General features: G+C 53.2%; 30 protein-coding genes and 1 tRNA gene. 14 read left to right on the top strand and 17 right to left on the bottom strand.

Going from position 1 to position 25975, the window contains the following annotated elements; all coding sequences use genetic code 11:
* Nucleotides 1–921 (bottom strand): CoA ester lyase, encoded by a 921-nt coding sequence (locus RIC29_04755; protein MEQ8734211.1) that lies wholly within the window; start codon nucleotides 919–921, stop codon nucleotides 1–3.
* 198 nt (nucleotides 922–1119) lie between these two features.
* Between RIC29_04755 and RIC29_04750 the strand changes: the two genes are divergently transcribed.
* A complete protein-coding gene (locus RIC29_04750; protein ID MEQ8734210.1) occupies nucleotides 1120–1779 on the top strand; it encodes a response regulator in 660 nt (219 codons plus the stop codon).
* A 22-nt stretch (nucleotides 1780–1801) separates the two neighbouring features.
* Nucleotides 1802–2431, top strand: a complete 630-nt coding sequence (locus RIC29_04745) for a LysE family transporter (GenBank protein ID MEQ8734209.1) — start codon at nucleotides 1802–1804, stop codon at nucleotides 2429–2431.
* Between the two features lie 32 nt (nucleotides 2432–2463).
* Here RIC29_04745 and RIC29_04740 read toward each other — a convergent pair whose 3' ends face one another.
* On the bottom strand, nucleotides 2464–3531 hold the full coding sequence (locus tag RIC29_04740) for an aspartate-semialdehyde dehydrogenase (protein MEQ8734208.1): 1068 nt from the start codon (nucleotides 3529–3531) through the stop codon (nucleotides 2464–2466).
* A gap of 174 nt (nucleotides 3532–3705) precedes the next feature.
* Between RIC29_04740 and RIC29_04735 the strand changes: the two genes are divergently transcribed.
* Nucleotides 3706–4032 carry a DUF962 domain-containing protein gene (locus tag RIC29_04735; GenBank protein MEQ8734207.1) on the top strand — a complete coding sequence of 109 codons (327 nt, stop codon included), beginning with the start codon at nucleotides 3706–3708 and terminating at the stop codon, nucleotides 4030–4032.
* Nucleotides 4033–4034: 2 nt separating this feature from the next.
* Here RIC29_04735 and leuB read toward each other — a convergent pair whose 3' ends face one another.
* The 9 genes from leuB to ffh are packed head-to-tail and all read right to left on the bottom strand — an operon-like array spanning nucleotide 4035 to nucleotide 11095.
* Entirely contained in the window at nucleotides 4035–5144 is a 1110-nt protein-coding gene (gene leuB, locus RIC29_04730; GenBank protein ID MEQ8734206.1) for a 3-isopropylmalate dehydrogenase, read from the bottom strand.
* Nucleotides 5145–5161: 17 nt separating this feature from the next.
* Nucleotides 5162–5764, bottom strand: a complete 603-nt coding sequence (gene leuD / locus RIC29_04725) for a 3-isopropylmalate dehydratase small subunit (GenBank protein MEQ8734205.1) — start codon at nucleotides 5762–5764, stop codon at nucleotides 5162–5164.
* Between the two features lie 3 nt (nucleotides 5765–5767).
* Nucleotides 5768–5983, bottom strand: a complete 216-nt coding sequence (locus tag RIC29_04720; protein ID MEQ8734204.1) for a hypothetical protein — start codon at nucleotides 5981–5983, stop codon at nucleotides 5768–5770.
* The gene (gene leuC / locus RIC29_04715) at nucleotides 5980–7395 is read right to left on the bottom strand and encodes a 3-isopropylmalate dehydratase large subunit (protein ID MEQ8734203.1); all 1416 of its coding nucleotides are present in this window, start codon (nucleotides 7393–7395) and stop codon (nucleotides 5980–5982) included. The genes RIC29_04720 and leuC overlap by 4 nt, the downstream gene beginning before the upstream one ends.
* A gap of 45 nt (nucleotides 7396–7440) precedes the next feature.
* Nucleotides 7441–7860, bottom strand: a complete 420-nt coding sequence (gene rplS, locus RIC29_04710) for a 50S ribosomal protein L19 (GenBank protein MEQ8734202.1) — start codon at nucleotides 7858–7860, stop codon at nucleotides 7441–7443.
* Between the two features lie 5 nt (nucleotides 7861–7865).
* Nucleotides 7866–8585 carry a tRNA (guanosine(37)-N1)-methyltransferase TrmD gene (gene trmD, locus RIC29_04705; protein ID MEQ8734201.1) on the bottom strand — a complete coding sequence of 240 codons (720 nt, stop codon included), beginning with the start codon at nucleotides 8583–8585 and terminating at the stop codon, nucleotides 7866–7868.
* Nucleotides 8582–9169, bottom strand: coding sequence for a ribosome maturation factor RimM (gene rimM, locus RIC29_04700; protein ID MEQ8734200.1), 588 nt, complete (start codon nucleotides 9167–9169; stop codon nucleotides 8582–8584). Before rimM ends, trmD begins: the two co-directional genes overlap by 4 nt.
* 17 nt (nucleotides 9170–9186) lie before the next feature.
* Entirely contained in the window at nucleotides 9187–9624 is a 438-nt protein-coding gene (gene rpsP, locus RIC29_04695) for a 30S ribosomal protein S16 (protein ID MEQ8734199.1), read from the bottom strand.
* 55 nt (nucleotides 9625–9679) lie between these two features.
* Nucleotides 9680–11095 (bottom strand): signal recognition particle protein, encoded by a 1416-nt coding sequence (ffh, locus tag RIC29_04690; protein MEQ8734198.1) that lies wholly within the window; start codon nucleotides 11093–11095, stop codon nucleotides 9680–9682.
* Nucleotides 11096–11366: 271 nt separating this feature from the next.
* On the opposite strand from ffh, the gene dapF reads away from it, so the two are divergent.
* Genes dapF through ftsY form a run of 3 tightly spaced genes read left to right on the top strand, consistent with a single transcriptional unit; the run spans nucleotide 11367 to nucleotide 14481 of the window.
* Entirely contained in the window at nucleotides 11367–12257 is an 891-nt protein-coding gene (dapF, locus tag RIC29_04685) for a diaminopimelate epimerase (protein ID MEQ8734197.1), read from the top strand.
* Complete coding sequence (gene mtaB / locus RIC29_04680) at nucleotides 12254–13528, top strand: tRNA (N(6)-L-threonylcarbamoyladenosine(37)-C(2))-methylthiotransferase MtaB (protein MEQ8734196.1); 1275 nt, start codon at nucleotides 12254–12256, stop codon at nucleotides 13526–13528. Before dapF ends, mtaB begins: the two co-directional genes overlap by 4 nt.
* Before the next feature lie 2 nt (nucleotides 13529–13530).
* A complete protein-coding gene (gene ftsY / locus RIC29_04675; protein MEQ8734195.1) occupies nucleotides 13531–14481 on the top strand; it encodes a signal recognition particle-docking protein FtsY in 951 nt (316 codons plus the stop codon).
* Here ftsY and RIC29_04670 read toward each other — a convergent pair.
* The 3 genes from RIC29_04670 to secA all read right to left on the bottom strand — a co-directional run bounded on the left by RIC29_04670 (nucleotide 14438) and on the right by secA (nucleotide 18684).
* Entirely contained in the window at nucleotides 14438–15490 is a 1053-nt protein-coding gene (locus RIC29_04670; protein MEQ8734194.1) for a CpcT/CpeT family chromophore lyase, read from the bottom strand. The two genes, ftsY and RIC29_04670, sit on opposite strands and share 44 nt — an antisense overlap.
* 119 nt (nucleotides 15491–15609) lie before the next feature.
* A complete protein-coding gene (locus tag RIC29_04665; GenBank protein MEQ8734193.1) occupies nucleotides 15610–15831 on the bottom strand; it encodes a hypothetical protein in 222 nt (73 codons plus the stop codon).
* A 111-nt stretch (nucleotides 15832–15942) separates the two neighbouring features.
* Nucleotides 15943–18684, bottom strand: a complete 2742-nt coding sequence (secA, locus tag RIC29_04660; GenBank protein ID MEQ8734192.1) for a preprotein translocase subunit SecA — start codon at nucleotides 18682–18684, stop codon at nucleotides 15943–15945.
* A 203-nt stretch (nucleotides 18685–18887) separates the two neighbouring features.
* Between secA and argJ the strand changes: the two genes are divergently transcribed.
* The 6 genes from argJ to RIC29_04630 all read left to right on the top strand — a co-directional run bounded on the left by argJ (nucleotide 18888) and on the right by RIC29_04630 (nucleotide 22549).
* Entirely contained in the window at nucleotides 18888–20120 is a 1233-nt protein-coding gene (gene argJ, locus RIC29_04655; protein MEQ8734191.1) for a bifunctional glutamate N-acetyltransferase/amino-acid acetyltransferase ArgJ, read from the top strand.
* A 24-nt stretch (nucleotides 20121–20144) separates the two neighbouring features.
* Nucleotides 20145–20543 (top strand): 8-oxo-dGTP diphosphatase MutT, encoded by a 399-nt coding sequence (gene mutT / locus RIC29_04650; GenBank protein ID MEQ8734190.1) that lies wholly within the window; start codon nucleotides 20145–20147, stop codon nucleotides 20541–20543.
* 41 nt (nucleotides 20544–20584) lie between these two features.
* The gene (locus RIC29_04645) at nucleotides 20585–21340 is read left to right on the top strand and encodes a molybdopterin-binding protein (GenBank protein MEQ8734189.1); all 756 of its coding nucleotides are present in this window, start codon (nucleotides 20585–20587) and stop codon (nucleotides 21338–21340) included.
* Nucleotides 21341–21494: 154 nt separating this feature from the next.
* Nucleotides 21495–21581 (top strand) — tRNA-Leu (locus tag RIC29_04640).
* 27 nt (nucleotides 21582–21608) lie between these two features.
* On the top strand, nucleotides 21609–22193 hold the full coding sequence (locus RIC29_04635; protein ID MEQ8734188.1) for a 2-oxoglutarate and iron-dependent oxygenase domain-containing protein: 585 nt from the start codon (nucleotides 21609–21611) through the stop codon (nucleotides 22191–22193).
* On the top strand, nucleotides 22121–22549 hold the full coding sequence (locus RIC29_04630; protein MEQ8734187.1) for a 2OG-Fe(II) oxygenase family protein: 429 nt from the start codon (nucleotides 22121–22123) through the stop codon (nucleotides 22547–22549). The genes RIC29_04635 and RIC29_04630 overlap by 73 nt, the downstream gene beginning before the upstream one ends.
* Here the strand turns inward: RIC29_04630 and RIC29_04625 are convergent.
* The 3 genes from RIC29_04625 to RIC29_04615 form a co-directional block, all read right to left on the bottom strand.
* Nucleotides 22546–23274 carry an RraA family protein gene (locus tag RIC29_04625; GenBank protein MEQ8734186.1) on the bottom strand — a complete coding sequence of 243 codons (729 nt, stop codon included), beginning with the start codon at nucleotides 23272–23274 and terminating at the stop codon, nucleotides 22546–22548. The two genes, RIC29_04630 and RIC29_04625, sit on opposite strands and share 4 nt — an antisense overlap.
* A 14-nt stretch (nucleotides 23275–23288) precedes the next feature.
* Nucleotides 23289–23690: a Rid family hydrolase gene (locus RIC29_04620; protein MEQ8734185.1), complete on the bottom strand. Its 402-nt coding sequence runs from the start codon at nucleotides 23688–23690 to the stop codon at nucleotides 23289–23291.
* 193 nt (nucleotides 23691–23883) lie between these two features.
* Nucleotides 23884–24357: an Hsp20 family protein gene (locus RIC29_04615; protein ID MEQ8734184.1), complete on the bottom strand. Its 474-nt coding sequence runs from the start codon at nucleotides 24355–24357 to the stop codon at nucleotides 23884–23886.
* 342 nt (nucleotides 24358–24699) lie between these two features.
* On the opposite strand from RIC29_04615, the gene RIC29_04610 reads away from it, so the two are divergent.
* A complete protein-coding gene (locus tag RIC29_04610; GenBank protein MEQ8734183.1) occupies nucleotides 24700–25638 on the top strand; it encodes a J domain-containing protein in 939 nt (312 codons plus the stop codon).
* On the top strand, nucleotides 25638–25973 hold the full coding sequence (locus RIC29_04605) for a chaperone modulator CbpM (protein ID MEQ8734182.1): 336 nt from the start codon (nucleotides 25638–25640) through the stop codon (nucleotides 25971–25973). Before RIC29_04610 ends, RIC29_04605 begins: the two co-directional genes overlap by 1 nt.
* The last annotated feature ends 2 nt before the right edge of the window (nucleotides 25974–25975 follow it).

Here is a 25975-nt window from a genome sequence, read left to right as displayed (position 1 = left end):
TTAAGAGTGTGATGATTCGAGAGCGTTAATCATATCAGCCTTAGCTAGTAAACGCTGCGCTTCTGCCACATGAAGCACTTCGACCAAGCGGCCATCCAGCGTTGTGACGCCCGCGCCTTTAGACTGAGCCGCTTCATGAGCGGCAATCAGGCGATGGGCATGGGCAATCTCGTCTTCCGAGGGGGCGAAGGCGACATTGGCCCCGGCAATTTGCTTGGGGTGAATGAGTGTTTTGCCATCGAACCCGAGGTCCCGGCCCTGACGGCAGGCCATTTCAAAGCCAGCGTCATCCTGCAAATCAACATGGACCCCATCCAGAACAATCAAACCATTGGCGCGCGCTGCCAGAATGACCAGCTGCAACGAGACCGACATGGGACCGCGATCTGCGGGATGGGCGCATTGCAGATCTTTCGAGAGATCAGCGGTGCCAATGCACAGCCCGGCAAGCCTAGGCGACGATTGCGCGATGGCATCCGCGGACAAAATGCCGCGCGGGGTTTCCATCATCGCCCAAACAGGGAAATCAGCGGGCGCACCGGCGGCAGATATAATGTTATCGATTTGAACCATGTCATCCACAGTCGAGACTTTTGGTACGACAACACCATCGGCCTTGGATTTTGCAACCGCTTTCAAATCATCCGAAATCCAGGCGGTATCTAATCCATTGACGCGAATCAGCACTTCCCGCTGACCGTAAGCCCCGGAGTTTACTGCGGCGATGGCAGACTCTCGGGCGGACTCTTTCGCATCGGGCGCAACAGCGTCTTCAAGATCGAAAATCACCGTATCGGCGGCCAAGGTTTTCGCTTTCTCCAGCGCGCGCGGATTTGACGCCGGCATATATAAAACGCTGCGGCGCGGCCGGTCACTTGGGCGACCATTGGGGTGATCATTAGGGCGATCAGGTGCGAACATCTACAACCTCTTCAAGGGATCTAACATTGATACGAATGATGCCGGTATAGCGTTGGCGTTTAGCACAAACAAGGCGGGGACGATGCCCAACGCGCAGCGAATCAATACGCACATTAATACGCACGGCAATACTAGTGACAATGCGCCTCTCGTACTAAGGTAAGCGAAGTACGTTGCTTGGACAAAGAGTGTTCCCTCATGAGTCTCCCTGACATCGGACCCGGCATTGGCAATCTGCGGTTTCTGATCGTTGATGATCAATCGCAAATACGGCTATTGGTCAGAACCATTCTCTTCTCATTGGGATGCCGGGATATCCTTGAGGCGGAACATGGTGGCGACGGGCTAGAGCAGATCAATGCCTCCAAACCCGATATTGTGATTACAGATTGGGCGATGGAACCGATCAGCGGCATTCAAATGGTGAAGACCCTGCGGCAGTCGGATGTTACAGCTGTAAAATATATGCCCGTCATCATGCTCACAGGGTTTTCCGAGCGGCGACGCATCGTGTCGGCGCGTGATGCCGGTATTAACGAATACCTGCTTAAACCAGTCTCACCGAAATCATTGTTCAGTCGTATTCAGGCCATCATTGAACAACCGCGAAGATTCGTCAAAACGGCCTCCTATTTCGGCCCCGATCGGCGCCGCGGAAAACAACAGTTTAATGGTCCTGATAAACGCGGCAGCGGCGAAGAGGGCGTACAGATGGACATGAACGTGCAGCTATCACAGCAAGAAATTGAGGATGAGTACTTTATGCCGACAGAGTCAGGCTCTTTTGCATCTTCTGAGCAATACATCCCTCCTGGCATTCGACGCGCACAGGAACTGGCGAAGAAAAACCGGCGATAAACCAAACATCGAAATTAAGATCATGGAACATATAGCCTACGGCGCACTGGTTGGCTTGGCGCTGGCCGCGCCGGTTGGCCCCGTTGGCATACTGTGTATCCGCCTCGCGTTGACACAAGGCCGGTTGCCAGCGGTGATCGCTGGGCTAGGGGCCGCCACGGCTGATACCGCTTTTGGAGCCGTTGCCGGGCTGGGCCTTATTTTTGTGCAGACGTTTGTATCAGAGCACCACGTCATACTTAGTGGTGTTGGCGCTCTTATTGTTATAGCTTTGGGCTTGGCTACATTGAGAAAAACCGTCGCCTTTGAAGAGCGCCTGACAACGCTGGCAACATTGTCTCAAGACTTTGCCACAACCTTCACGCTTGCCATCACCAACCCCGCCACCATGATTGCCGCCCTTGGGCTGTTTGCCGCCCTAGGCCCCATCGACATATCTGACGACATATCTGATCAATCGACCGTAGGCCCCCTATTGGTGTTGGGCGTGTTTTTCGGTTCAGCCGCTTGGTGGCTGTTTTTGGCCAGTTGCGCAGTGCTGCTGCGCCGCCGCCTGCTCGACAACTTTAACTGGCTCAACAGAATTTCAGGCGGCTTGCTGCTGCTGTTCGGCGCGGTCTTAATTGTCCGTTTGCTAACAAGCGGGACTTAGCCCGCTTGCGCACGATTTGTAATCTGAAACGATTAACCTTTAACGCTGAGATAATCGCGCACCAGAACTTCAGCGATTTGAACAGCGTTTAGGGCTGCGCCTTTACGTAAATTATCCGACACACACCAGAAAGACAGCCCATTATCAACCGTGGCGTCAGAGCGAATGCGAGACACATACACCGCATCTTCACCCGGCACTTCTGCAGGCGTGACATACCCTTCATTGAGACGATGGTCCACAACAGTAATCCCTGGCGCTTTCTTGAGAATTTCCCGCGCTTCCGTATCGCTGATGGGTTTTTCCGTTTCGATATTCACGTATTCTGCATGTCCGATAAACGTTGGAACGCGCGCACAGTTGGCGTGGACTTTAATTTTTGGGTCGAGAATTTTTTTCGTCTCGACCATCATTTTCCATTCTTCCTTGGTCCCGCCATCATCCATGAACACATCAATATGAGGAATGACGTTGAACGCAATTTGCTTTGGGAAAACCTCATTGGTGCCAGCAGGTGCTTGATTGACAAAAATACCTTTGGTCTGATTGAACAGCTCATCCATCGCTTCTTTGCCCGCCCCGGACGTAGATTGATAAGTCGAGACAACAACCCGCTTAATGCCGAACGCTTTATGAAGCGGCTTTAAGGCCACAACCATTTGAATGGTCGAGCAGTTGGGATTGGCGATGATACCCTTGTTTTTATACCCAGCTATCGCTTCGGGATTGACTTCAGGCACAACCAGCGGAACATCAGGGTCCATGCGGAAGTGAGAGGTGTTGTCGATAACGACGGCCCCAGCGGCAGCCGCCTTGGGGCTATACGTCGCCGACACTTTTGCGCCGGGGGACGACAGCACAATATCAACGCCTGAAAAATCAAACTTGGCCAGATCTTGGACCGTAAGGACCTCGTCTTCGCCGTATGAGACTTCAGCGCCAACAGATCGCTCCGAGGCGAGTGCAATGACCTTGCTTGCCGGAAACTGGCGTTCCCACAGCGTATTCAGCACTTCACGGCCCACGTTTCCTGTGGCCCCGACCACGGCCACCACATAGCCCGCGTCACTGTCTCTCTTACTTGGATCGTCTAGCATCATTTGTCTCGCTGTTGTTTGCCGCTTGCGCCGAATTGCGTAATCGGGGCACGTTTGTTGGGTGTTTCAATACCGTCAACGCTCTTGGGTTGCGCGTTTCAATACCTTCAACGCTTTGTGAACACAAGAAAACCTGTGTATAAAGCGTAATAAAACCAACGCGTTTTGGCGAATAGCATGGCAGCTCGACTCACCACGTATGATGCGTTTTGGTCCTTTTATCTCAAGGAGCACAGTAAACCGCTGACCCGGGGGCTGCATTATGTGGGCACGGGTTTGGTGTTTATGCTGTTCGGAATAGGCATCTTTCACGAATCAGTATTTCTTTTTTTCATGCCCATAGCCGGATACGGATTCGCCTGGGCCAGTCATGTTTTGATTGAGAAAAACCGACCGGCCACGTTTACTTATCCGTGGTGGTCACTGATCAGTGACTTTCGCATGTTCGGGCTTTGGATCACGGGCCGACTTAGACCGCATTTGAAACTCGCGGGTCTATCCTAACTTTAGCCAGCAAGCCGGGTCATTTCTGCCAGAACCGCATCACCCATCTGGGTTGTGCCAACGGTCGCCACGCCGTCTGCTGCAATGTCACCGGTACGCACATTATTGCTGAGCACCGCCTCGACAGCGTTCTCAACCAAATCCGCCTCAGCTGGCATATCAAAGGAATAACGCAGCATCATTGATGTGGAGAGAATCTGGGCCAACGGATTGCCAATGTTTTGCCCCGCAATATCCGGGGCTGAACCATGCACAGGTTCATACAACGCCGGCTGACGGCCATCTTCACCGATGGCCCCAAGACTGGCCGAGGGCAGCATACCCAGCGAACCCGTCAACATGGCCGCGAGGTCCGACAAAATATCACCGAACAGATTATCCGTCAGAATTACATCAAACTGCTTAGGGGTGCGCACCAGTTGCATGGAACAATTGTCGACAAACATGTGGCTGAGTTTGATATCAGTGTATTCAGCCTGGGCCAGCTTTGTGGTTTCATCACGCCACACCACACCACTTTCCATCACATTGGCCTTATCGACCGAACAGACGCGACGATCACGCTTGCGCGCTAAATCAAACGCCACATGGGCAATGCGCAAAATTTCATCGGTGGTGTAGGCTTGGGTATTGTAGCCGCGCCGCTTACCGTCGGATAGTTCTTCGATGCCCCGAGGCTCGCCGAAATAAATGCCGCCGATCAACTCGCGCACAATCATAATATCCAAGCCCTTGACCAAATCTGTCTTGAGCGAGGACGCGCCGGCCAGGGCATCAAATACGATGGCGGGTCTGAGATTGGCGAACAGACCCATCTCTTTGCGCAAACGCAGCAGACCTTTTTCGGGGCGCAAATCGTAGTCCACATCGTCCCACTTTGGGCCACCGATAGAACCAAACAAAACCGCATCTGATGCCATTGCCAGATCAATGGTTTCATCGGTGAGGGGCGTGCCGTGAACGTCGTAGGACGCGCCCCCGACTAAGCCCTCTTCAATTTCGAAAGACGCCGCACCGGACTCATTGAGCCAGTCAAGAATACGACGGGCTTGAACCATGACTTCTGGGCCGATGCAATCACCAGCCAAAACCAGTACTTTTTTGGTGCGCATAAGGTTTCTCGGAACCGTCAGCTATACAGCCAAGGCTGTTCCGCCTGTTGTTTGGCTTCAAAAGCCTTGATTTTGTCGAGATGCTTGAGGGTTAATGCAATATCGTCCAGACCATTCAGTAAGTTATGGCGACGGGTTGCATCCAATTCGAACGGCGTGACTGCTCCGTCAGGGGCCGTAATGATCATGTTTTCCAGATCAACGGTGAATTCACTCCCGTCAGCCTTGGCTGTTAAAGCCTCAACCTGATCTTCTGGCAACGTGATGCACAGAATGCCGTTCTTAAAACAGTTGTTGTAAAAAATATCTGCGAAACTGGGGGCAATCATGCAGCGGAACCCAAAGTCGAGCAGACCCCAAGGGGCATGTTCGCGCGATGAGCCGCAGCCAAAGTTTTTACCGGCGATCAGGATTTTAGACTGACGAAAGGGCTCTTGGTTAAGAATAAACTCAGGACGCTCAGCTTCATTGTCATCATAGCGCATATCAAAGAAGGCGGCTGTACCGAGCCCGGTACGCTTGATGGTTTTGAGAAACTGCTTGGGCATGATCATGTCTGTATCGACATTAACCATGGGCAGTGGAGCTGCGATGCCCTTGAGTACGGTAAACTTTTCCATGCTCTAACCTTTCTTCTTAAAACCGCGTGCGTGTGCAGTCAGTATAGCCATTTCAGCGCCACCTTCTAATACGTCAGCCAAACCTATAGCGTCTGGTAGATCGACATAAATACCATCTGCGTCTTGGACGTCCTGCATGCCTTTGTTGAGCAGCATATCCATATCAACCCAAATGGCGTCTTCGGTATTCGCCGCCCAGGTCCGGAATTCAGGGGTCACTGTGCCGCGACTTTGCGGACATCGGTGAGGTGCCCGGCCACAGCAGCCGCAGCGGCCATTTCCGGGCTGAGCAAATGGGTGCGTCCTCCACGGCCCTGACGGCCTTCAAAATTGCGATTCGAGGTCGAGGCGCAACGTTCGCCAGGTTGCAGAATGTCGGGGTTCATGCCGAGACACATGGAACAACTGGGTTCGCGCCATTCCGCACCGGCTTCCAGGAATATAGCATCCAGCCCCTCTTCTTCGGCTTGATGTTTGACCAGACCCGAGCCTGGCACCACCAACATCTGAACGCCGGCCGCGACTTTGCGGCCCTTCATAATGCCCGCGGCGGCGCGAAGATCTTCGATGCGGCCATTGGTGCAAGAGCCAATGAACACTTTATCAACCGGAATGCCATCCAAGGGCGCACCCGCTTTCAGGCCCATATATTCCAGAGACCGGGTTGTGCCTGATTTTTTGTTGGGGTCGGTCATCGTCGCCGGGTCTGGAACCGAACCGGTGATGGGCAGAACATCTTCTGGCGACGTGCCCCATGTCACGTGAGGAACGATTTCGTCAGCCTTAATGATGACTTCTTTATCGAACTGCGCGCCATCATCCGTCCTCAGCGTTTTCCAGTATTTGACGGCGGCTTCCCACGCTTCACTTTTCGGTGCATGGGGGCGGCCTTTGAGGTAGGCAAATGTCTTTTCATCAGGAGCGATTAAACCGGCGCGCGCACCCCCTTCGATGGTCATATTGCAGACCGTCATCCGCCCTTCCATGGACAGATTGGTGAAGGCTTCGCCTTGATATTCAATAACGTGACCAGTGCCGCCAGCAGTACCAATGCGACCGATGATCGCCAGAATCAAATCCTTAGATGTCGTACCGACCGGCAAATCCCCATCCACCCGGACCAGCATGTTCTTGGATTTCTGCATGGACAGAGTTTGCGTGGCCAGCGTGTGCTCAACATCAGAGGTGCCAATGCCAAAGGCCAATGCGCCGAAGGCGCCGTGAGTGGCCGTATGACTGTCGCCACAGACGATGGTTTTACCAGGCTGTGTTAAGCCCTGTTCCGGTCCAATGATATGCACGATGCCTTGGCGGATATCATCCATCGGGATGTATTCAACGCCAAAATCTTCACTGTTCGTCTTCAGAGTTTCGAGCTGCAGGCGGCTTTCAGGATCTTCGATCTTGACCAAACGATCCGGTGTGCTGGGCACGTTATGATCCGGCACGGCAATGGTTTTATCGGTACGGTGCAGCTTACGGTTCGCCAGCCGCAAGCCTTCATAAGCCTGTGGTGTCGTGACTTCATGAGTCAGGTGCAGGTCAATGTAAATGAGGGCCCCGCCGTCCGGGTCTTGGTGGACGACGTGGCTATCCCACAGCTTATCGTAAAGCGTTCTCGGCTGAGACATCACAAGGCACCCTCAAAATAACCAGCGTTCGCAAAGCAGTTTTGCTTAGTCTTTAGAAGCCTTAGCGGCTTTTGCGGCTTTGTTTGCTTCACGCTCTTTGAGGACGGCTGCCGTGTCTTCGGCGATACGGGCAGACTTACCGCGACGGCTGCGCAAGTAATACAGCTTGGCACGACGGACCCGGCCATGACGGACCAGCTCGATATGATCAATGATCGGTGCGTAGAGCGGAAACACACGTTCCACACCTTCGCCGAAAGAAATTTTACGGACGGTGAACGCCGAGTTAATGCCGGAGTTCTTGCGCGCAATACAAACGCCTTCATAAGCCTGGATGCGCTCACGTTGACCTTCCTTAACCTTCACGTGCACGCGGACGGTATCGCCCGGTGTGAAGTTGGGAATGTCTTTGCCTTCGGTTAACTGAGCAATTTGTTCTTGCTCTAATTGTTGGATCGTATTCATTGGTCTTAACCTTTCTTGTTCGTCCCTGCGGCGACGTACTGATCCCACAGATCAGGCCGTCGCGTGCGGGTTATGGTTTCTGCCTGGTCCCGCCGCCAGGTTTGAATATTTTTGTGGTGACCGGAGCGTAAAACCTCGGGCACCGTGCGACCGTTCCATTCTTCTGGCCGCGTATAATGGGGATACTCTAACAACCCCTGCTCAAAACTCTCTTCGTCCAGCGAGTCTGCGCTGCCCATCACACCTGGCAACAGGCGGACAACAGCGTCAAGAACCGTAATCGCCGCCGCTTCGCCGCCAGACAGGACGAAGTCGCCAACGCTGACCTCTTCCATGTCCCAGGCTTCCAACACACGTTGGTCAACGCCTTCATAGCGTCCACACAAGAACGTGACACCCTGTGCCGCAGCCAAAGTCCGCGCCATCGTCTGATCAAACAAACGCCCGCGCGGGGTAAAGTAAATCAATGGCTGACCATCGGTGTGAGCCTGGCGAAGCGCGGCATCAATTACATCTGGCCGCATCACCATGCCGGCGCCACCCCCAAACGGAGTGTCATCGACAGAGCGGTGTTTATCGCTCGCAAAGTCGCGAATGTCTACTGTTTCTAAGCTCCACAGGCCCTCAGATGCAGCCTTTCCAGCCAATGAAGCGCCCAATGGGCCGGGAAACATTTCAGGGAAAAGCGTCAAAACTGACGCCTGAAAGGGCTGCGGAGCCATCATGATGCGCCGTCCTGACCTGCAAGAGGCTCCTCTTGAGGCTCTTCTGGGGGCTCTGATGGCGGTGGCTCGCCCTCTGCTGCTGCCAGCGCGGACGCCAACACCACCAGCTTGCCGGCTGTCAGATCCACTGAGGGCACCGAGTCTGCGGTAAAGGGCACCATCAGGGTACGACTGTCCGGTAGGCGCACGTCGATGATGTCGCCCCCTCCGAAGTCGTATATGGCATTCACGGTTCCGCATGCTTTACCTGTCTCATCCATCACACTCAAACCCAGAAGATCGGCGTGATAAAACTCGTCTGTATCCTCAGTATCCGGCAGCGCGTTCCGCGCCACATATAGATTTTGCCCTTTAAGGGCATCGGCTTTGGTTCGATCATCGACACCGGCGACCCGGCCAATGACGACCCCTTTTGCCTCACCTGTGACCTTCAGCTTGAGTTCGGCCCCATCGTCCGTTGTGACAGGACCGTAAGCACAGATATCTGTCGCTGTGTCCGTGAAGCTTTTGATGCGTAAATCACCCTTAAGCCCACGCGCACCGACAATGACCCCCAAACAGAGCCGATTGTCGTTGCCAGACATCACTGATCACTCAGCCCTTATGCGTCAGCCTTTTCCTCTTCAGGTGCAGCTTCTTCCGCAGACGCTTCTACAGGTGCTGGAGCTTCTGCTTCAGCGGCAGCCGCTTCGGCGGCGGCTTTGGCGGCAGCTTCTGCTTCACGCAGGCGCTCCTGCGCTTTGGCGCGAGGTTTGTCTTTTTTGGTTTGCTCAGGAATGGCCGCCACTGCAAGAATACCCGCCTTGGCAAGAAAACGCTGCACACGGTCGCTTGGCAGAGCGCCATGGCTCAACCAATGACGGATGCGGTCTTCTTGAAGAATCACGCGGTCTTCGTGATCGCTTGGCAGAATGGGGTTATAGGCCCCAAGCTTTTCGATGAAACGGCCATCTCTTGGGGAGCGGCTGTCGGCAACAACGATACGATAGTAGGGGCGCTTTTTGGCACCACCCCGGGATAAACGAATACGAAGACTCATGCGTCTTGCTCCTTATAGTTTTGTCTGTGTTGAGTTGAGTATGTTGGCATAATTTCTAACGTCCCCGCAGCAGTCCTGGCGGCAAGCCGCCGGGAAGACCACCGGGTCCGGACCCGGGCAATCCTGCACCGGGCATACCACCCGACAACAGGCCGCCAAGGCCCTTCTTCTTAATCTGTTTCATGACCGTCGCCATTTGCTGATATTGCTTCAGCACACGGTTCACATCCGGCACATTGGTGCCTGACCCCATGGCGATTCGTTTCTTGCGTGACGCCTTTATCAGCGCAGGGGCTTGACGCTCCTTCGGGGTCATCGACAACAAAATGGCTTCCTGACGTTTGATCATTTTAGGATCAACATCGGCCTGCTTGAGCTGCTTGGCCATTTTACCAATCCCGGGGAGCATGCCGAGAATGCCCTTCATGTCGCCCATATTCTGGATTTGGCGCAGCTGCGCCAGCATATCGTTGAGGTCGAACTTACCCTGCATCATGCGCTTGGCCAGGCGTTCGGCTTCGTCCTGATCAACCGACTCCGCCGCCTTCTCGACCAGACTGACGACATCGCCCATCCCCAGAATACGGCCCGCAATGCGCTCGGCATGGAAAGCTTCCATGGCATCGGTTTTTTCACCGACGCCCATAACTTTGATTGGCACACCGGTGACAGCGCGCATGGACAGGGCCGCACCACCGCGGGAATCGCCATCAACACGGGTCAGCGCAATACCGGTAATGCCAACCTTCTCTTGGAAAGCCTTCGCCGTGGCAACCGCATCCTGACCGGTCATGGCATCGGCAACGAGCAAGGTCTCAACAGGTGAGACCGCGTCACGCACCTGGGAGACTTCATCCATCAACACCTGGTCAATGGTTGTGCGGCCTGCGGTATCCAAAATAACGACGTCAAAGCCACCCTTACGGCCTTCATCCATGGCCCGTTTGGCAATATCAACTGGCTTCTGACCGGCAACGATGGGCAGGGTAATGACGTTGGCTTGCTGGCCTAAAGCCGCCAATTGCTCCATGGCAGCGGGACGATAGACGTCCAACGAGGCCATCAGGACGCGCTTCTTTTCTTTGTTTTGCAGGTGGCGCGCGACTTTAGCGGTTGTTGTTGTTTTACCTGAGCCCTGCAATCCCACCATCAGGAAGGGCACCGGCGGCGCAGCACGGAGGTTCAACTGAGAGGCAGCTTCATCTTCACCGCCCAGCATTTCGACCATGCAGTCATGGACGATCTTAATGACCATCTGACCGGGCGTGACCGAGCGGATCACCTGCTCACCAACGGCCTTTTCAGTGGCTTTCTCGATGAAATCTTTAACAACTGGGAGGGCGACGTCAGCCTCAAGCAAGGCGACCCGGACTTCGCGCATGGCCGCGCGGACATCATCTTCCTTAAGCGCACCGCGTCTGGTGAGCGCATCGAAGACCGAGCCTAGGCGTTGTGACAAACCGTCAAACATGCCGCGCGTTTCGTCCCTTTTTAGGGATCCTTTTGGCCCAACGAGAAACGCGCCAGTGCGCGAACCCTCGCGGACTGGCGGACCCCCTCGAGAGCAGGATGCCCGAAGCTAAGTGAATCCTGTGACTGATCTTTTATGACCAGACGGGGCCGATTTACGAGCAAATCGGCCAAGAGTCAAGGAAACGAGCGATAGTCCTAAAATCAGATGGTGGGAGCGCGTGCTGGCTGGTGCCTGGACTTTTCCCCCATACGGCCCATATAACCCGCCCATGACAGATGATTCGGACATTGAAGGCTTGCCCTCTAGCAACACGGGCTTGCCCGCTGGCAACGAAGGCTTAGCCTTCCGCAAGATGCACGGGCTCGGCAATGACTTTGTCGTGCTGGATGCACGCGCGCGTCCGCTGGAACTGAGTCAAGCTCAGGTGCGGGCGATGGCCAACCGACGCACGGGCATCGGCTTTGACCAATTATTGATTATTGAGCCCGCCCAGGCCAAGGGCGATGTGTTTATGACGGTGCGCAACGCCGATGGCGGTATCGTACCTTCTTGCGGTAACGGCGCGCGCTGTGTTGCCGCGGTCGTGATGGCAGACCTGGTTAAAGACGAAATTGTTATTGAGACATTGGCTGGGCCGATTTCAGCCACACGTAAAAGCGATGACGTGGTGGCGGTTGATATGGGGCCTGCAAAATTAGACTGGCAGGACATTCCCCTGGCCATGGCAGAAAACACCGAACACCTTGATCTGGTGATTGGCCCTTTATCGAACCCAGTGGCTGTTAGCATGGGAAACCCCCATGCGGTGTTTTTCGTGAAAGACGTGAACGCTGTCGACCTGGGACAATTTGGACCAATCATTGAAAAGCATGTTTTGTTTCCAGAACACACGAATGTCGAAGTGGTAGAAGTTATAAGCCGTTCACACGTGCGGATGCGGGTTTGGGAGCGTGGCGTTGGCATCACGCAAGCCTGCGGCACAGGGGCCTGTGCCGTCGGCGTGGCCGCCGCGCGCCGCAACCTGACTGACCGGGCCGTAACCGTCACCCTGGATGGCGGTGACCTGGAGATTCTTTGGCAGGACAACGGACATGTCATCATGACAGGTCCAACCGCCGAGATCTTCAGGGGTGTTTTAGACCGGGCGATTTTATCGTGACGGGATCTCAACAGGAACCACATCAAACGCAAAACAATACACCGCGCGTTTTCAGCTTTGGCTGCCGCCTGAACACCTACGAATCTGAAGTGATGCGCCAGCATGCAGTTAAGCAGGGCCTCACGAATACGATCATCGTCAACACCTGCGCCGTGACCAAAGAAGCAGAACGGCAGGGCAAGCAATCTTTACGGCGATTGCGTCGTGAAAACCCAGACTCTGAAATTATCGCAACGGGGTGCGCAGTGCAGTTGAACCCCCAAGGCTACGCCGCCATGCCAGAGGTCAGCCGCGTGATCGGTAATGAACACAAGCTAATAGCGTCGAGCTTCGCCCCAGGTGTCAACGATCCAATATTGGTCAGCGACATCATGGAAGTGCGGGAAACGGCTTCTCATCTTGTGGAAGCCTTTGAGGGACGAACGCGCGCCTTCGTTCAAATTCAACAGGGCTGTGATCACCGCTGCACGTTTTGCATTATTCCCTTTGCCCGCGGCAACAATCGCAGCGTACCGATGGGTCGCTTGGTGAGTGAGGTGCGTGACCTGATTGCCAATGGCCACAAAGAGATCGTTCTGACCGGTGTGGACATCACAGGATACGGCAGCGACCTGCCCGGCAGCCCGACGCTGGGACAAATGATCAAACGCCTGCTGATGGCGATCCCCAAGTTACCACGACTACGCTTATCGTCCCTCGATCCAGCGGAAGCCGACGAAGACCTATTTGCGGTGATCGCCAATGAACCCCGATTGCTGCCGCATTTTCACATTTCGGCCCAGGCGGGTGATGATTTGATTCTCAAGCGCATGAAGCGTCGGCATCTCCGCGCCGATATTGTGGCGTTCTGTGATCGTATTCGCCAGATCCGCCCAGACGCCGTGTTTGGCGCTGACTTCATTACCGGGTTTCCGACAGAAACAGATGCGCAATTCGAAAACACATTGCAGTTGGTCGAAGACGCAGGATTTACGCATCTGCATGTGTTTCCCTATTCCATCCGCCAGGGCACACCTGCTGCCCGGATGCCGCAAGTTTCCCAATCCGTAGCCAAAAGTCGCGCCGCGACATTACGGGCTGCTGGAATAGCGGCGATGGATAAGTTTCTAGACAGCCGGATCGGCCACCAAGCCTCCGTGTTGATGGAAGACAACGGCATCGGCAACAGCGAGCATTTTGTGCCGGTCAAAGTTTCCCCTGACATCGCACCTGGCACGCTGCTGAACGTGACCATTTCTGCTGTGAATAACGGCCAACTGATTGCCGCCTGACCATGAGCACAAACTCAGATTCAGAGACCACCCCGCAAGGGGGATGGTTTAGCCGACTAACATCAGGTCTAAAAAAATCATCGACCAAACTCGCGGGCGGAATTGGAGATCTCTTTACCAAGCGCAAACTCGATGATTCCGCATTGGAAGAGTTGGAAGATTTGCTGATCACAGCCGACCTGGGTGCAACGACAGCTGCAAAGCTGACGGCCAATCTCGCCAAAACGCGGTTTGGCAAAGACATTAGCAGCGAGGAGATCCGCGCGGCCTTTGCCGCAGATATTGCCGCAACCTTAGCGCCCATCGCACAACCGCTGGCTATCGACCCTAAAAAGAAACCTTTCGTAATTCTGGTCGTGGGCGTGAATGGGGCAGGCAAGACGACAACCATCGGAAAATTGACCAAACAATTCCGCGGTGAGGGCAAGACCGTCACCCTGGCGGCGGGAGACACTTTCCGCGCGGCGGCCGTTGAGCAGCTTCAAGTCTGGGGGCAGCGCACCAATACGCCTGTCGTCACACGCCCAGCCGGATCTGACGCCGCTGGCTTAGCGTTTGATGCCTTAACAGAATCGACGGCGCGCAAAGATGATGTGCTGTTGATTGATACGGCGGGACGCCTACAGAATAAAGACGCGCTGATGGACGAACTGGCCAAAGTAGTGCGGGTCATCAAGAAGCAAGACAATAGCGCCCCGCACGCCACACTGTTGGTGTTAGATGCAACGGTTGGGCAGAACGCTCATTCGCAAGTTGAAGCCTTTAGAGATGTGGCCGGTGTGACAGGGCTGGTGATGACCAAGCTTGACGGCACGGCCAAAGGCGGTGTTGTTGTCGCCCTGGCTGAACGCTTCCAAATCCCTGTGCATTATCTGGGTGTTGGCGAAGGTGTGGATGACCTCAAACCCTTTACGGCGGAGGACTTTGCCAAGGGCCTGCTGGGGTTCTCGTAAGGTAAGGTCGCGTTTCACCCTGCGGCGTGATGTAGCAGGAGGCCAGCAACCACTGGAGATTCAGACCGACGCTGGTTTCTTCCGGCGCGCCCCAGGTGTAAGTGACGTTGTAGTCGTCTTGCCCGCTGGCCCGTTCAACAATGTACATGACAAACACATCATTGGTGAAGCCGTTGGCTGTGTTGTTCATGGCCCAATCCACATTGCGCAACCGAATCCCAATTTGCCGGTCGGGTTTTTCGGCTGTGGGGCGTGGAACAAAGTACGTGCCGCCTTGATCATTGATGGGCAGGGGAAAGAAGCTTTCTTTCTTGCCGCGTTCCCCACTGAAGGACATAGAACAAGTGAAATGCCGGGCCTTTAATTGTTTGTGCAGCACTTCAGGTTCCGCATTGACCTGCACATCATCGGACAGACGACGAATGACATCGCCTTTCCAAAACGCGCGGTCACTGAGCATCAGCTGAAAATCTCCATAGATTTGCTCGCCACCCTCCTCATACGCGCAGGCTTTATCCTTGACGCGGCCATGGTACCCACCAACAGCAGCCCGCCAAAAAACATCGCACCCTGGCAAGCGCGTCAAATCAGACAAAGAGAGCGCGTTCAGGCCTTCAATATTCTCATGCCCTTTTAAATAAGGGGTCCGGTCGAACCCGACAAAGAAATGCATTTTCATGCGAATGGCTTGTTCAGTGTCGTCAACCTCAAACGCATAGATGCGTGGATGCCAGCGATCCTGCTGATACCAATAGTCGAGGACAAAGAAAGCGTTTTCGCCAAAGCGATTGTTTGGAATACGCCGGACTTCTGTCAAAACCCGCTCATGGCGCTGATCTTCTGGAAGATTGAGGCGATTATCAAAATAGAACTGCTCCATGTTGTCGTAAGTGCCTGGAAACAGTTCGCTGATGATCATCAGGTCACGCTGGAGAGGGGGCTGGTCTTGGGCCTGCGCCGCCAGGGCTAAACCTGAAAGAGCGAATACTGCGATACAGAGATAACGCATGGCTTTCCCCCGATTTATTTCCGAGGGCTCAGCCTATAGGACAAAATCAGAGGGCGTAAAGGTATAGACTTTAGTGATCAGCCCGACACCAGAGACGATCACGCCCAAGACTCCAAAGATCAGATGGAAATATCAAGCTTGCTGCCGCGGCCAGCAGGCGGTGGTGCCAGTCCAAAGTTGGGATCGTCATTGATAGGCTTCTTCTGCACTTGCTCAGTCACACTGGCAACAGTAGCCCTGGTGTTAGCTGCCTGACTACCTTGAGCCGCATTGCCGATCTGGTTGAGAAGATTCGACCGTTGCGATGTCACAACCGATTGAAGTGTTGGCTCTATGGTCATTTGTTCTCTCTTTGCGGCGGCAGGTGCAGCCCTAAAGCATCAGAAACTGGTTAACGAAGCATAACGATTGTGCGCTGTTTCGTCAAAAACGCACCCAGACCTCAAAAGGTTTCAGGCTTTTTCAGTTTCAGCGCGAGACCCCACAACCCCATGACAATGCTTGTATTTTTTGCCTGAACCACAGGGGCAAACCTCATTGCGGGACACCTTACCCCAGGTCGCCGGGTCATTGGGGTCGCGGTCATCGGGCTTGATTCGCGGCATGGCGCGCTGCTGCCCAATTTCATCAACGCGTTTGCGACGCGCAGCAACTTCTTCAGGACTGAATCCCTTTGGAATCCCCGGACCGACCGGCTTCAACTGGTCTTCTGTCGGGTCAACCTTAATTTCCACACGCGATAGAATTTCTGTGACCCGCTCACGCAGCCCTTCCAGCATTTCCTGGAACATTGTGAAGGATTCTTTTTGGTACTCGAGCAGCGGTTGCTTCTGCGCATAGGATCTGAGGCCAACTGAGCTGCGCAAATAATCCAACTGCTGCAAGTGATCGCGCCAGCCTGCGTCGATCATTTGCAAGACCAAGCTTTTTTCAACCCGACGCATGACGTCTGGTCCGACATTAACACTTTTCTGGGCCATTTTACTGTCGGACTGTGCAATCATACGGTCGCGAATTTCTTCGTCGGCGATGCCCTCTTCTGCCGCCCATTCGGCAAACGGCAAATCCAGGCTCAACAGGCGAATGCTCTCTTCATGCAGAAGATCGATATCCCATTGCTCCGCCATCGCGCGCTCGGGCATGGTACGGGCAACAAGGTCCTCAATGACTTCGTGACGCATATCCGTGACGAATTCAGACACGTCATCAGCAGACATAACTTCTTTACGTTGATCAAAAATCGCCTTGCGCTGGTCATTCATGACGTCGTCATACTGCAGAAGATTTTTCCGGATATCGAAGTTACGGGCCTCAACTTTAGACTGCGCTTTTTCAATAGCCTTATTGATCCACGGATGAATAATCGCTTCCCCGCGCTCTAACCCTAAGCGCTGGAGCATACTGTCCATACGCTCGGAACCAAAAATGCGCATCAGATCGTCTTGGAGAGACAAGAAGAACCTTGACGAACCTGGGTCACCCTGGCGCCCTGAGCGGCCACGCAACTGGTTGTCGATGCGACGACTCTCATGACGCTCTGTGCCCAGAACGAAAAGGCCGCCGGCCTCAAGTGCAATCTTCTTTTGCACGTTTATGTCATCGCGGATTTTTTGCTTTTCAGCGTCCGTCAGAGGCTTGCCGGTTGATTGCTCTTTGGCTTCAATTTGGAAATCTGGATTGCCGCCGAGTTGAATATCTGTGCCGCGGCCCGCCATGTTGGTCGCGATGGTCACCGCACCCGGAATACCGGCCTGAGAGATAATGTGGGCTTCACGTTCATGCTGCTTGGCGTTGAGAACTTCCGCCGTGATTTTGTGGGTTTTTTTAAGAAGCGCCGCAAGTTTTTCTGATTTATCGATGGAAACCGTGCCAACCAAAACCGGTTGCTTGCGCTCTGCACAGTCTTTGATCAACTCGATGATGGCTTCGTTCTTTTCTTCTTCCGTCCGATACACTTCATCATCAGCATCGATGCGTGCTTGCGGCACATTGGGCGGAACCTGAACAACATCTAGACCATAAATCTCACCAAATTCTTCAGCTTCTGTCATGGCCGTGCCCGTCATGCCGGCCAGTTTCGGATACATTCTGAAATAGTTTTGGTAGGTAATAGATGCGAGAGTCTGGTTCTCATTCTGGACGGCAACATTCTCGCGCGCTTCAATGGCTTGATGCAGGCCATCTGATAGCCGACGGCCTTCCATCACACGGCCGGTAAACTCATCAATCAAATGAACGCGGTTGTCCCGCACAAGATAGTGCACGTCTTTCTGGAACAAGTGGTGGGCTCGGAGTCCTTGGTTAACGTGATGAATGAGCGCTATGTTTTGCAGGTCATACATATTGCCTTCCGTGAGAATACCCTTCTCACGCAGCAACTCTTCGGCATGTTCCGCACCGTCATCAGTGAGCGCTATGGAGCGTTGCTTTTCATCTTTTTCGTAATCGTCTTCGGTCAACAACGGAATAATCGTATCGACTTTTCCATAGAGATCCGTTTTGTCTTCGGATGGCCCGGAGATGACCAACGGTGTGCGGGCTTCGTCGATTAAAATGGAGTCAACCTCGTCAACGATGGCGAAAGAGAAGTCCCGCAAGACCATATCGGCAATGGCAAACTTCATATTATCGCGCAGGTAATCGAAGCCGTATTCGTTGTTGGTGCCGTAGGTTACATCGCAGGCATACGCTGAGCGGCGCGCATGATCATCCATCCCGCCTTGGATAACCCCAACTGTCAGACCCAGAAAACGATAAACTTGGCCCATCCACTCTGCGTCGCGTCCGGCGAGGTAATCATTGACGGTAACAACATGAACGCCTTTTTCTTCAAGGGCGTTAAGATAAACAGGCAAGGTGGCTACCAGAGTCTTGCCTTCGCCTGTTCCCATTTCAGCAATTTGACCGCTGTGAAGAATGATGCCGCCCATGATCTGAACATCAAAGTGGCGCTGTCCGAGGGTTCGCTTTGCCGCTTCCCGCACCGTGGCGAAAGCATCAGGCAAAATATCATCCAGAGATTCGCCAGCAGCCAGACGGGATTTAAGCCAGGCTGTGCGCGCCCGCAAAGCTTCATCATCAAGTTTCTCGAGTTCAGGCTCGAGCGCGTTTACGGCATCAACAGTTGGCTGTAATTGCTTGATGATACGATCATTAGAAGTTCCAAACAGTCGTTTGGCTAGAGCGCCGAGCATGGGCACCTCGATCAGAGGTTAAAATAAGGCGTATCGGGCCCGATACGACGCCGAAGACATAAGAACATGCCCGCCAACTGTCAACGACAGGGAGGCATAAATCGACCATTTTCAGTGCTTTAGCGGTTTTGCAGGACATAAGGCAGTGCTAGACGGGAGATCAACCGTATGCGAATAACCGCGTATAACTAGGATATATTGCTATGGCTGACCCTAAATCCCCTTTCGCACCAGACCACTTTCCTCATCTTCCGCCGGTAAAAGGGGTGCGCCTGGCCGCTTGCGCAGCTGGCATAAGATATAAAGGGCGGCTTGACCTGATGCTGGCGGAGTTTGCCCCTGGCACAGTGGTGGGCGGCGTGATGACCAAATCCGTTACCGCTGGCGCGCCCGTTGAGTGGAACCGTGTGGCTATAAAAAACGGTCAGGCCCGCGCTCTCGTCGTAAACGCTGGCAATTCTAATGTCTTTACCGGGCAACGTGGGCGGCAAGCCGTGGAAAAAACTGTTGTCGCCGTGGCCAACGCCCTCTCCTGCGAAAATGAAGATGTGTTTGTGTGTTCCACCGGTACAATAGGGCAATACCTTCTTGAGGATCGGATCACTGTAAAAATTGACGATCTCAAGACCAATTTGTCAGGCAGCAAGTGGGAAGATGCAGCCCACGCCATCATGACAACAGACACCTATCCCAAAGGAGCCGTGCGGACGGCAACAATTGATGGCGAAACTGTAACCCTGGTGGGAATCGCCAAAGGGTCCGGCATGATTGCGCCAGACATGGCGACGATGCTCGCCTATGTGATGACAGACGCCGCTCTCTCTCCGGAGGTGGCTCAGCGGTTTATCGCCGATGGAGCCAACAAAAGCTTTAACGCCATTACCGTCGATAGCGACACATCGACATCTGATACTCTTTTGTTGTTTGCAACGGGCCAGGCCCAGCATCAGACCGTCACTAAGATTGGTGAAGCGCGTACGAGAGACTTTGAGCAGGCTCTCAATGACCTGCTGCTTGATCTGGCACATCAGGTTGTAAAAGACGGGGAAGGGGCGCAGAAGTTTATTGAGATTCGCGTCACGGGTGCCGAGAGCGATGAAGCAGCGCGAAAAATAGGGCTCGCGATTGGCAATTCCCCCTTGGTCAAAACAGCAATTGCGGGTGAAGATGCAAACTGGGGCCGCATCGTCATGGCCGTGGGGAAAGCCGGTGAACGCGCCGACCGTGACAAATTAGACATTACCATCGGCGGCATCCAGATCACCAAAAACGGTGAACCAATAGAAGACTATGACGAAACGCCTGTCACGGCGCATATGACCGGGCGTCATATTGAGATTCAGGTTGATGTAGGAATTGCCAGTGGCAAAGCGACAGTATGGACCTGTGATCTGACCCACGGATACATTGATATCAATGCAGACTATCGGACATAAAGGCGCGAACATGAAGGCGCGAACATGAAGATAGTCACCGTTGTCGCCGCAGCCCTGATGAATGACCGTGACGAAATTCTGATCACCCAGCGCCCACCGGGCAAAGCCATGGCTGGGCTTTGGGAGTTTCCAGGAGGAAAGCTTGAAGACGGTGAAACACCCGAACAAGCGTTGAGCCGTGAACTCAAAGAAGAATTGGGCCTCATCATCGCGCCCGAAACCTGCAGGCCCTACACCTTTATATCTCACGGTTATGAATCTTTTCACCTTCTGATGCCGCTTTATATCTGCCGCACATGGACGGGTGATATTGAACCGCAGGAACGACAAGCCTTCGCATGGGTAAAAGCCAGTGATCTCAAAAACTATCCGATGCCCCCAGCGGACTTACCCCTCGTTCCCATGTTCGAGCGTGATTATTAACAAAGTTGCACCGCGTCAGACTGAACCCTAGAGTGCGAGACATGAGTGAAAACCCTACAGCAGCCCTGATTGTTATCGGCAACGAAATTTTGTCTGGCCGCACCCGTGATGCCAACATTCAGTTTCTGGCGACAGCACTGGGACGCATCGGAATTCCTTTGCGTGCCGTTCGTGTTATTCCGGATATTGAAGATGAAATTGTTACAGCTGTGAATACACTGCGCACGACGTACACGTATGTGTTTACCACAGGTGGCATTGGCCCAACCCATGATGACATCACCGCAGCAGCGGTCGCTAAAGCCTTTGGTGTGAGATTAAAGCGGCATCAAGCATCTGTTGATAAGATGTCTCAGTACTACGGTGCAAAACTCAATGAAGCACGCCTCAAGATGGCTGACTTGCCCGAAGGCGCTTTGCCAATTGAATCGAAGGCGACAGCAGCACCAGGCATTCAAATGGAAAACGTGTATGTGTTGGCTGGCGTTCCCAGTATTGCAAAAGCCATGTTTGATTCCCTCGCCCCGACCTTGGCTCAAGGTGATCCGGTTCTATCGAGATTTGTTGAGGTCCACCTCGGCGAAGGCGATTTGGCTGACCAACTCACCCATATTCAGAACCAGCATATGGACGTGGATCTTGGCAGCTACCCCTTTTTCAGAGGAAAACGCATTGGTCTTAGTGTTGTCGCTAAAGGCACTGTGCAAGAGAGCATTGATCTGGCCATAGAAAAGGTCATCGCGGCCATCAAAGCCCTGGGGCACACACCGAGCATTGATATAGAAATTCAAGACTAGAGCCTAATCGCGGATGTTCCTTTACGCCTAGTGAACAGAAAGATTTACAAGGCCGGCCAAGTTGCAGAATTGACCCTCGCCTTTTTAAACCACAATAATTTGAGAATTGAAGTTGCGGTTCTCGCGCGCAGCCGCTACCTAAGACCTACGCGATGCCCTCCTGGCGGAATTGGTAGACGCAACGGACTTAAAATCCGTTGTCCGTAAGGGCGTGCCGGTTCGAGTCCGGCGGAGGGCACCACAGCTTTAATTTTATCCCTTAGGTTTGATGCCTCCTCACTCCCCCATCCCGACTGTGGATTTGAGAAACTTCACCGATAACCCCGCGCAGTTCGGCAAAGAGCTAGGACAGGCTTGGACAGAAACCGGTTTCGTGGCTATTACCAATCACGGCATATCTGATGAGACGATGGAAAAATGCCTGTTGGCGGCACGGACGTTTTTTGCTCTGCCCGCAGCAGTCAAGCAGCGCTACCACATTGCAGGTGGTGGCGGCCAACGCGGGTATACCCCTTTCGGCATTGAAACCGCAAAAGACGCCGCTACGCCGGACTTGAAAGAGTTCTGGCATGTGGGACGAGACATCAGCGGCACCCAAACACTAGATCACAGCGCGCTTGTGAATATTTGGCCAGCCGACAACACAAGCTTTAAGACGGACTGTCTGCGTTTTTTTGAGTCCATGGATCTGCTTGGACGACGGCTTCTTAGAGCGGTTGCAATTTACCTGGGGCAATCTCCGGATTTCTTTGAACCCCGTGTGGCAAACGGCAACAGTATATTACGGCTTTTGCATTACCCCCCTGCGCCACGGCTGGCGCTGGGACACGTGCCGCCGCACACGAAGATATAAATGTAATTACTTTATTGGCTGGGGCCGATCGGGCCGGCCTGGAAATTTTAAAACGGGATGGCACTTGGGTTCCTGTGCAAACAGACTCCAAAGCGATTGTCTGTAATGTGGGGGATATGTTGCAACGCCTGACCAATAACGTTCTGTCCAGCACCACACATCGGGTTTCAAGGCCGATTGGAGAAGCTGCTAATATTTCGCGCTATTCCATGCCTTACTTCTTGCATTTCGCACCTGAAGTGGTGATTGAAACCCTTCCGGAATGCATCACATCTGACAATCCCAACCGCTATAACTCTCCCATCACCGCGCAAGCTTTCTTAGAGCAGCGCCTCGCAGAAATTGGATTGACTTAGCTCTTCCTCAACTCAGACTCAATTTTGATATTGGTCATCGCTTCCAGCTTAGCCTCGGCACCACAGCGCTGGTAATAGGGCGCATCAACAGACTTACGCGGTGGCAACTTACCGTCTCTGGGTCGAATTGCACCCTCGCGCTCATTGCCACGCCCTTCAACCAAATCAATGATTTCTGTGGCAATTTCGCGCGGGACAACGACAACGCCATCTTCATCTCCAAGAATCAAATCTCCTGGATTGACGATGACCCCACCACACACGACTGGGGTGTTGATCCACCCTGGATGCTCCATACCCCGCGATACGGAAACCGTACCGCGACAGAAAACAGGCACACCCTCTCTTTTACGCATGACCTCAGCTGTTAGGACATAACCGTCTGCAACAACACCTGTCGCGCCCATTTCCTTAAAGCCGTTGACCATGCTCGCTCCCAGACAGGCCGAATGAGATTGCCCACCCGCATCAATCACAACAACATCCCCCGGCTTGACGTATTTGCCCGCCAATTGCGCCATTAAAACATCATCTGTGTGCTCTGGCTTTACGGTGACCGCTGTGCCGCATATGCGCCAATCACGCTCTAAAGCTTTAATGCCTGCATCCATGACGTAGCGGGGCCCCACACGCCCGCCGACGATACAATAATAAAGCCCCATGGCGCGCTCGACCACATCAGGGTCCACGCGGGCAAAGTCAGTGATAATGCGATAATGAGACATATCCAAACACCCAACTAATCAAGCACAGCTGTTGCATGTGTTTCTAACATAGCGCCAGGAAGATACAGACTTGAAACGCCTACACCGGTCGCCGCGGGCATAGCCGCGCCGGCATCTTTGTATATTTTTTCGCGGACCCAGGAGGCGCGACTGAGGGCGGGAGAATTGGTTGTGAAGTTAATTTCACTGACGACATGCCTTAAATCTGCATCGCATTTTGCTAGGACGAATTGTAGTCGGTCGTATATGCACCGGATTTGCGTTTCCATGTCGTTCTCGCCAACAAGGTTAAAATTATCATCCGCTGCCAATAAACCAGACAAATAGATCGTTTTGCCCGCTCTCACCGCATAACTAAGGCCAAACCGCTCTTCCAAATCTGGAAACACCGGTATTACATTTTCTAAGCGCGCCATGACTTTCCTACTTCAGAAATATTTTGATCCCCCCAGACTAACAGGTCTGTCTTCTGTTGTTCAGGCAAAGAGTCCAACACACAATAAATTTCGAACGGCACAAAAAAAGCCCCCCGCAGGGTATGCGAGGGGCAAGTAGATATCTGGACAACTCCTCTTGGGGAGGGGAATTAAGAGGAGATGGTTTCTTTATTTAGGCGGCTTCTTGGGTTACCGAACTTTCGATAACCTTGGGCCGCGTTGCTGCAGCAATTTCTATGCGCTTTGGTTTCAAGGCTTCTGGTACCACGCGCTTAAGATCAATGTGCAACAGACCTTTTTCCATGGTGGCACTTGTCACCTGAATATGGTCTGCCAGTTGGAAACGTCGCTGAAACGAACGACCGGCAATGCCGCGATGAAGGTAAGACACGTCTTCGTCTTCATCGTGCTCGGATTTCCCGGTCACGGTGAGAGAGTTATTCTCGATCATCACGTCAATGTCGTCTTCTCCAAAGCCAGCAACAGCAAAAGTGATACGATAATCATCGTCTGAGGCTTTGGCGATGTTGTAAGGGGGGTATGAGGCTTGAGCATTGTCATGTCGTGCCGATGCCTCAAGGACGCGGGTGAGATTGTCGAATCCCACAGAGGCACGAAACAGGGGGGCAAGATCTAAAGTACGCATAAGATATCCTCCATAAGCGATATCAAAAAGCGCGCTACTGCGACGCCAATACGTGCCGCAGTGGCCACGCTTGGTTAAGGTAAATGACAGACCCAAAAGCGGCATCTGTCCCCACTCATTTAGTGTGCGGAATGATCTGCGCAAGACCCAAAAGGATATTTTTTCGTCCCTCATTGAGGTTAATTCTGTGAAAATATTGGTGATCTCAGAATTGGGACAAAACCATCTCAACGGGTAAATTTTAGATCGAGGAGCATAGCGAATACAGGCCTCACCGCTTATATATGACTGAAGGTGCCTCAGCCTTTATCCCGTGCGCGGGTAATTTGGAGAGCTGGATTTATGAGTAAACCTGAAGACCTTTATACCACGCTTGGCGTTGCAAAAACGGCCGGACAAAATGAAATACGGGCCGCCTATCGCCGCCTCGCAAAACAGTATCACCCCGACCTGCATCCAGGTGATTCATCAGCCGAGGAGAAATTCAAGGCTATTTCGGCTGCGCACTCCATATTGGGCGACGAGGATAAACGTAAGCGCTATGACCGAGGCGAGATTGATGCGTCTGGGGCTGAAACACCTCAGGCTGGAGCTTACCGGCAGCATGCAGAAGGGCCTGGGCCTCATCAGTACTATACGTCGTCAAACTTTGGCGACGCCGCTGATATCAACGAGATATTCTCTGATCTATTCGGTCGTCAAAGTCAGGCGGGCCAGGGGCGGCAGAGTTCTAGCTTTTCAAGGCGTGGCAGTGATCTTCAATTCACGTTGGGTGTTGAATTCTTAGAGGCTGCGCGGGGCTGCACAAAACGCCTCACCTTACCGGACGGACAAAGTCTTGATGTTAATATCCCAAAAGGTTTAACGGACGGACAAACATTACGGTTAAAAGGCAAGGGACAGCCCGGCTTCGGTAAAGGTGGGCCAGGTGATGCACTTATTGCCGTTGCGGTCAAACCGCACACGAAGTTCACACGGCAGGGAAACGATATACAGATTGAGCTGCCTATTACGCTACCAGAAGCCATTCTTGGAGGCCGCGTCGAGGTGCCAACGATAAACGGTAGCGTGACGATGGCCATACCCAAGGGATCAACCAGTGGCACCACACTTCGACTGAAAGGAAAGGGTATTGAAACAAAATCTGCCAGGGGAGACCAGCTTGTCAGACTGAGTATTGCGTTGCCAGACTCTATCGATGCTGAGTTAACAGAATTTATGACTGATTGGGCTGAGTCTCATTCCTACAACCCACGCGCCAAGATAAAGGAGTCCGTCTAATGTACCGTGAAGCTGACATCATCAGGCTCTGTGCAAACTTGACAGACAGCCGACTGGATCGCTGGGTTCAGGAAGGGTGGATCACGCCAAAACCTGAGAAAACGCAAGCCGTATATAATGACCTGGATGTGGGACGCGCAGATCTGATTTGCTATCTGCTGGATGAGTTGGATATTCAAGAGGAAGCAATTCCCGTCATCCTGTCACTTCTAGATCAGGTTTATAGTTTACGTGGTGAATTAAAAAGTGTTGGGCTCGCGATTCGAGATCAACCGAAAGAAATTCGTTCGCAAATTTCTGTCACCATACAGAACTATAAAAACAAGACTTCTTAGTC

The organism is Rhodospirillaceae bacterium (assembly GCA_040219235.1).
GTDB lineage: Bacteria > Pseudomonadota > Alphaproteobacteria > Rhodospirillales > Rhodospirillaceae > WLXB01.
The sequence above is the reverse complement of the archived record's forward strand: the minus strand, read 5'-3'. Positions and strand labels throughout refer to the sequence as shown.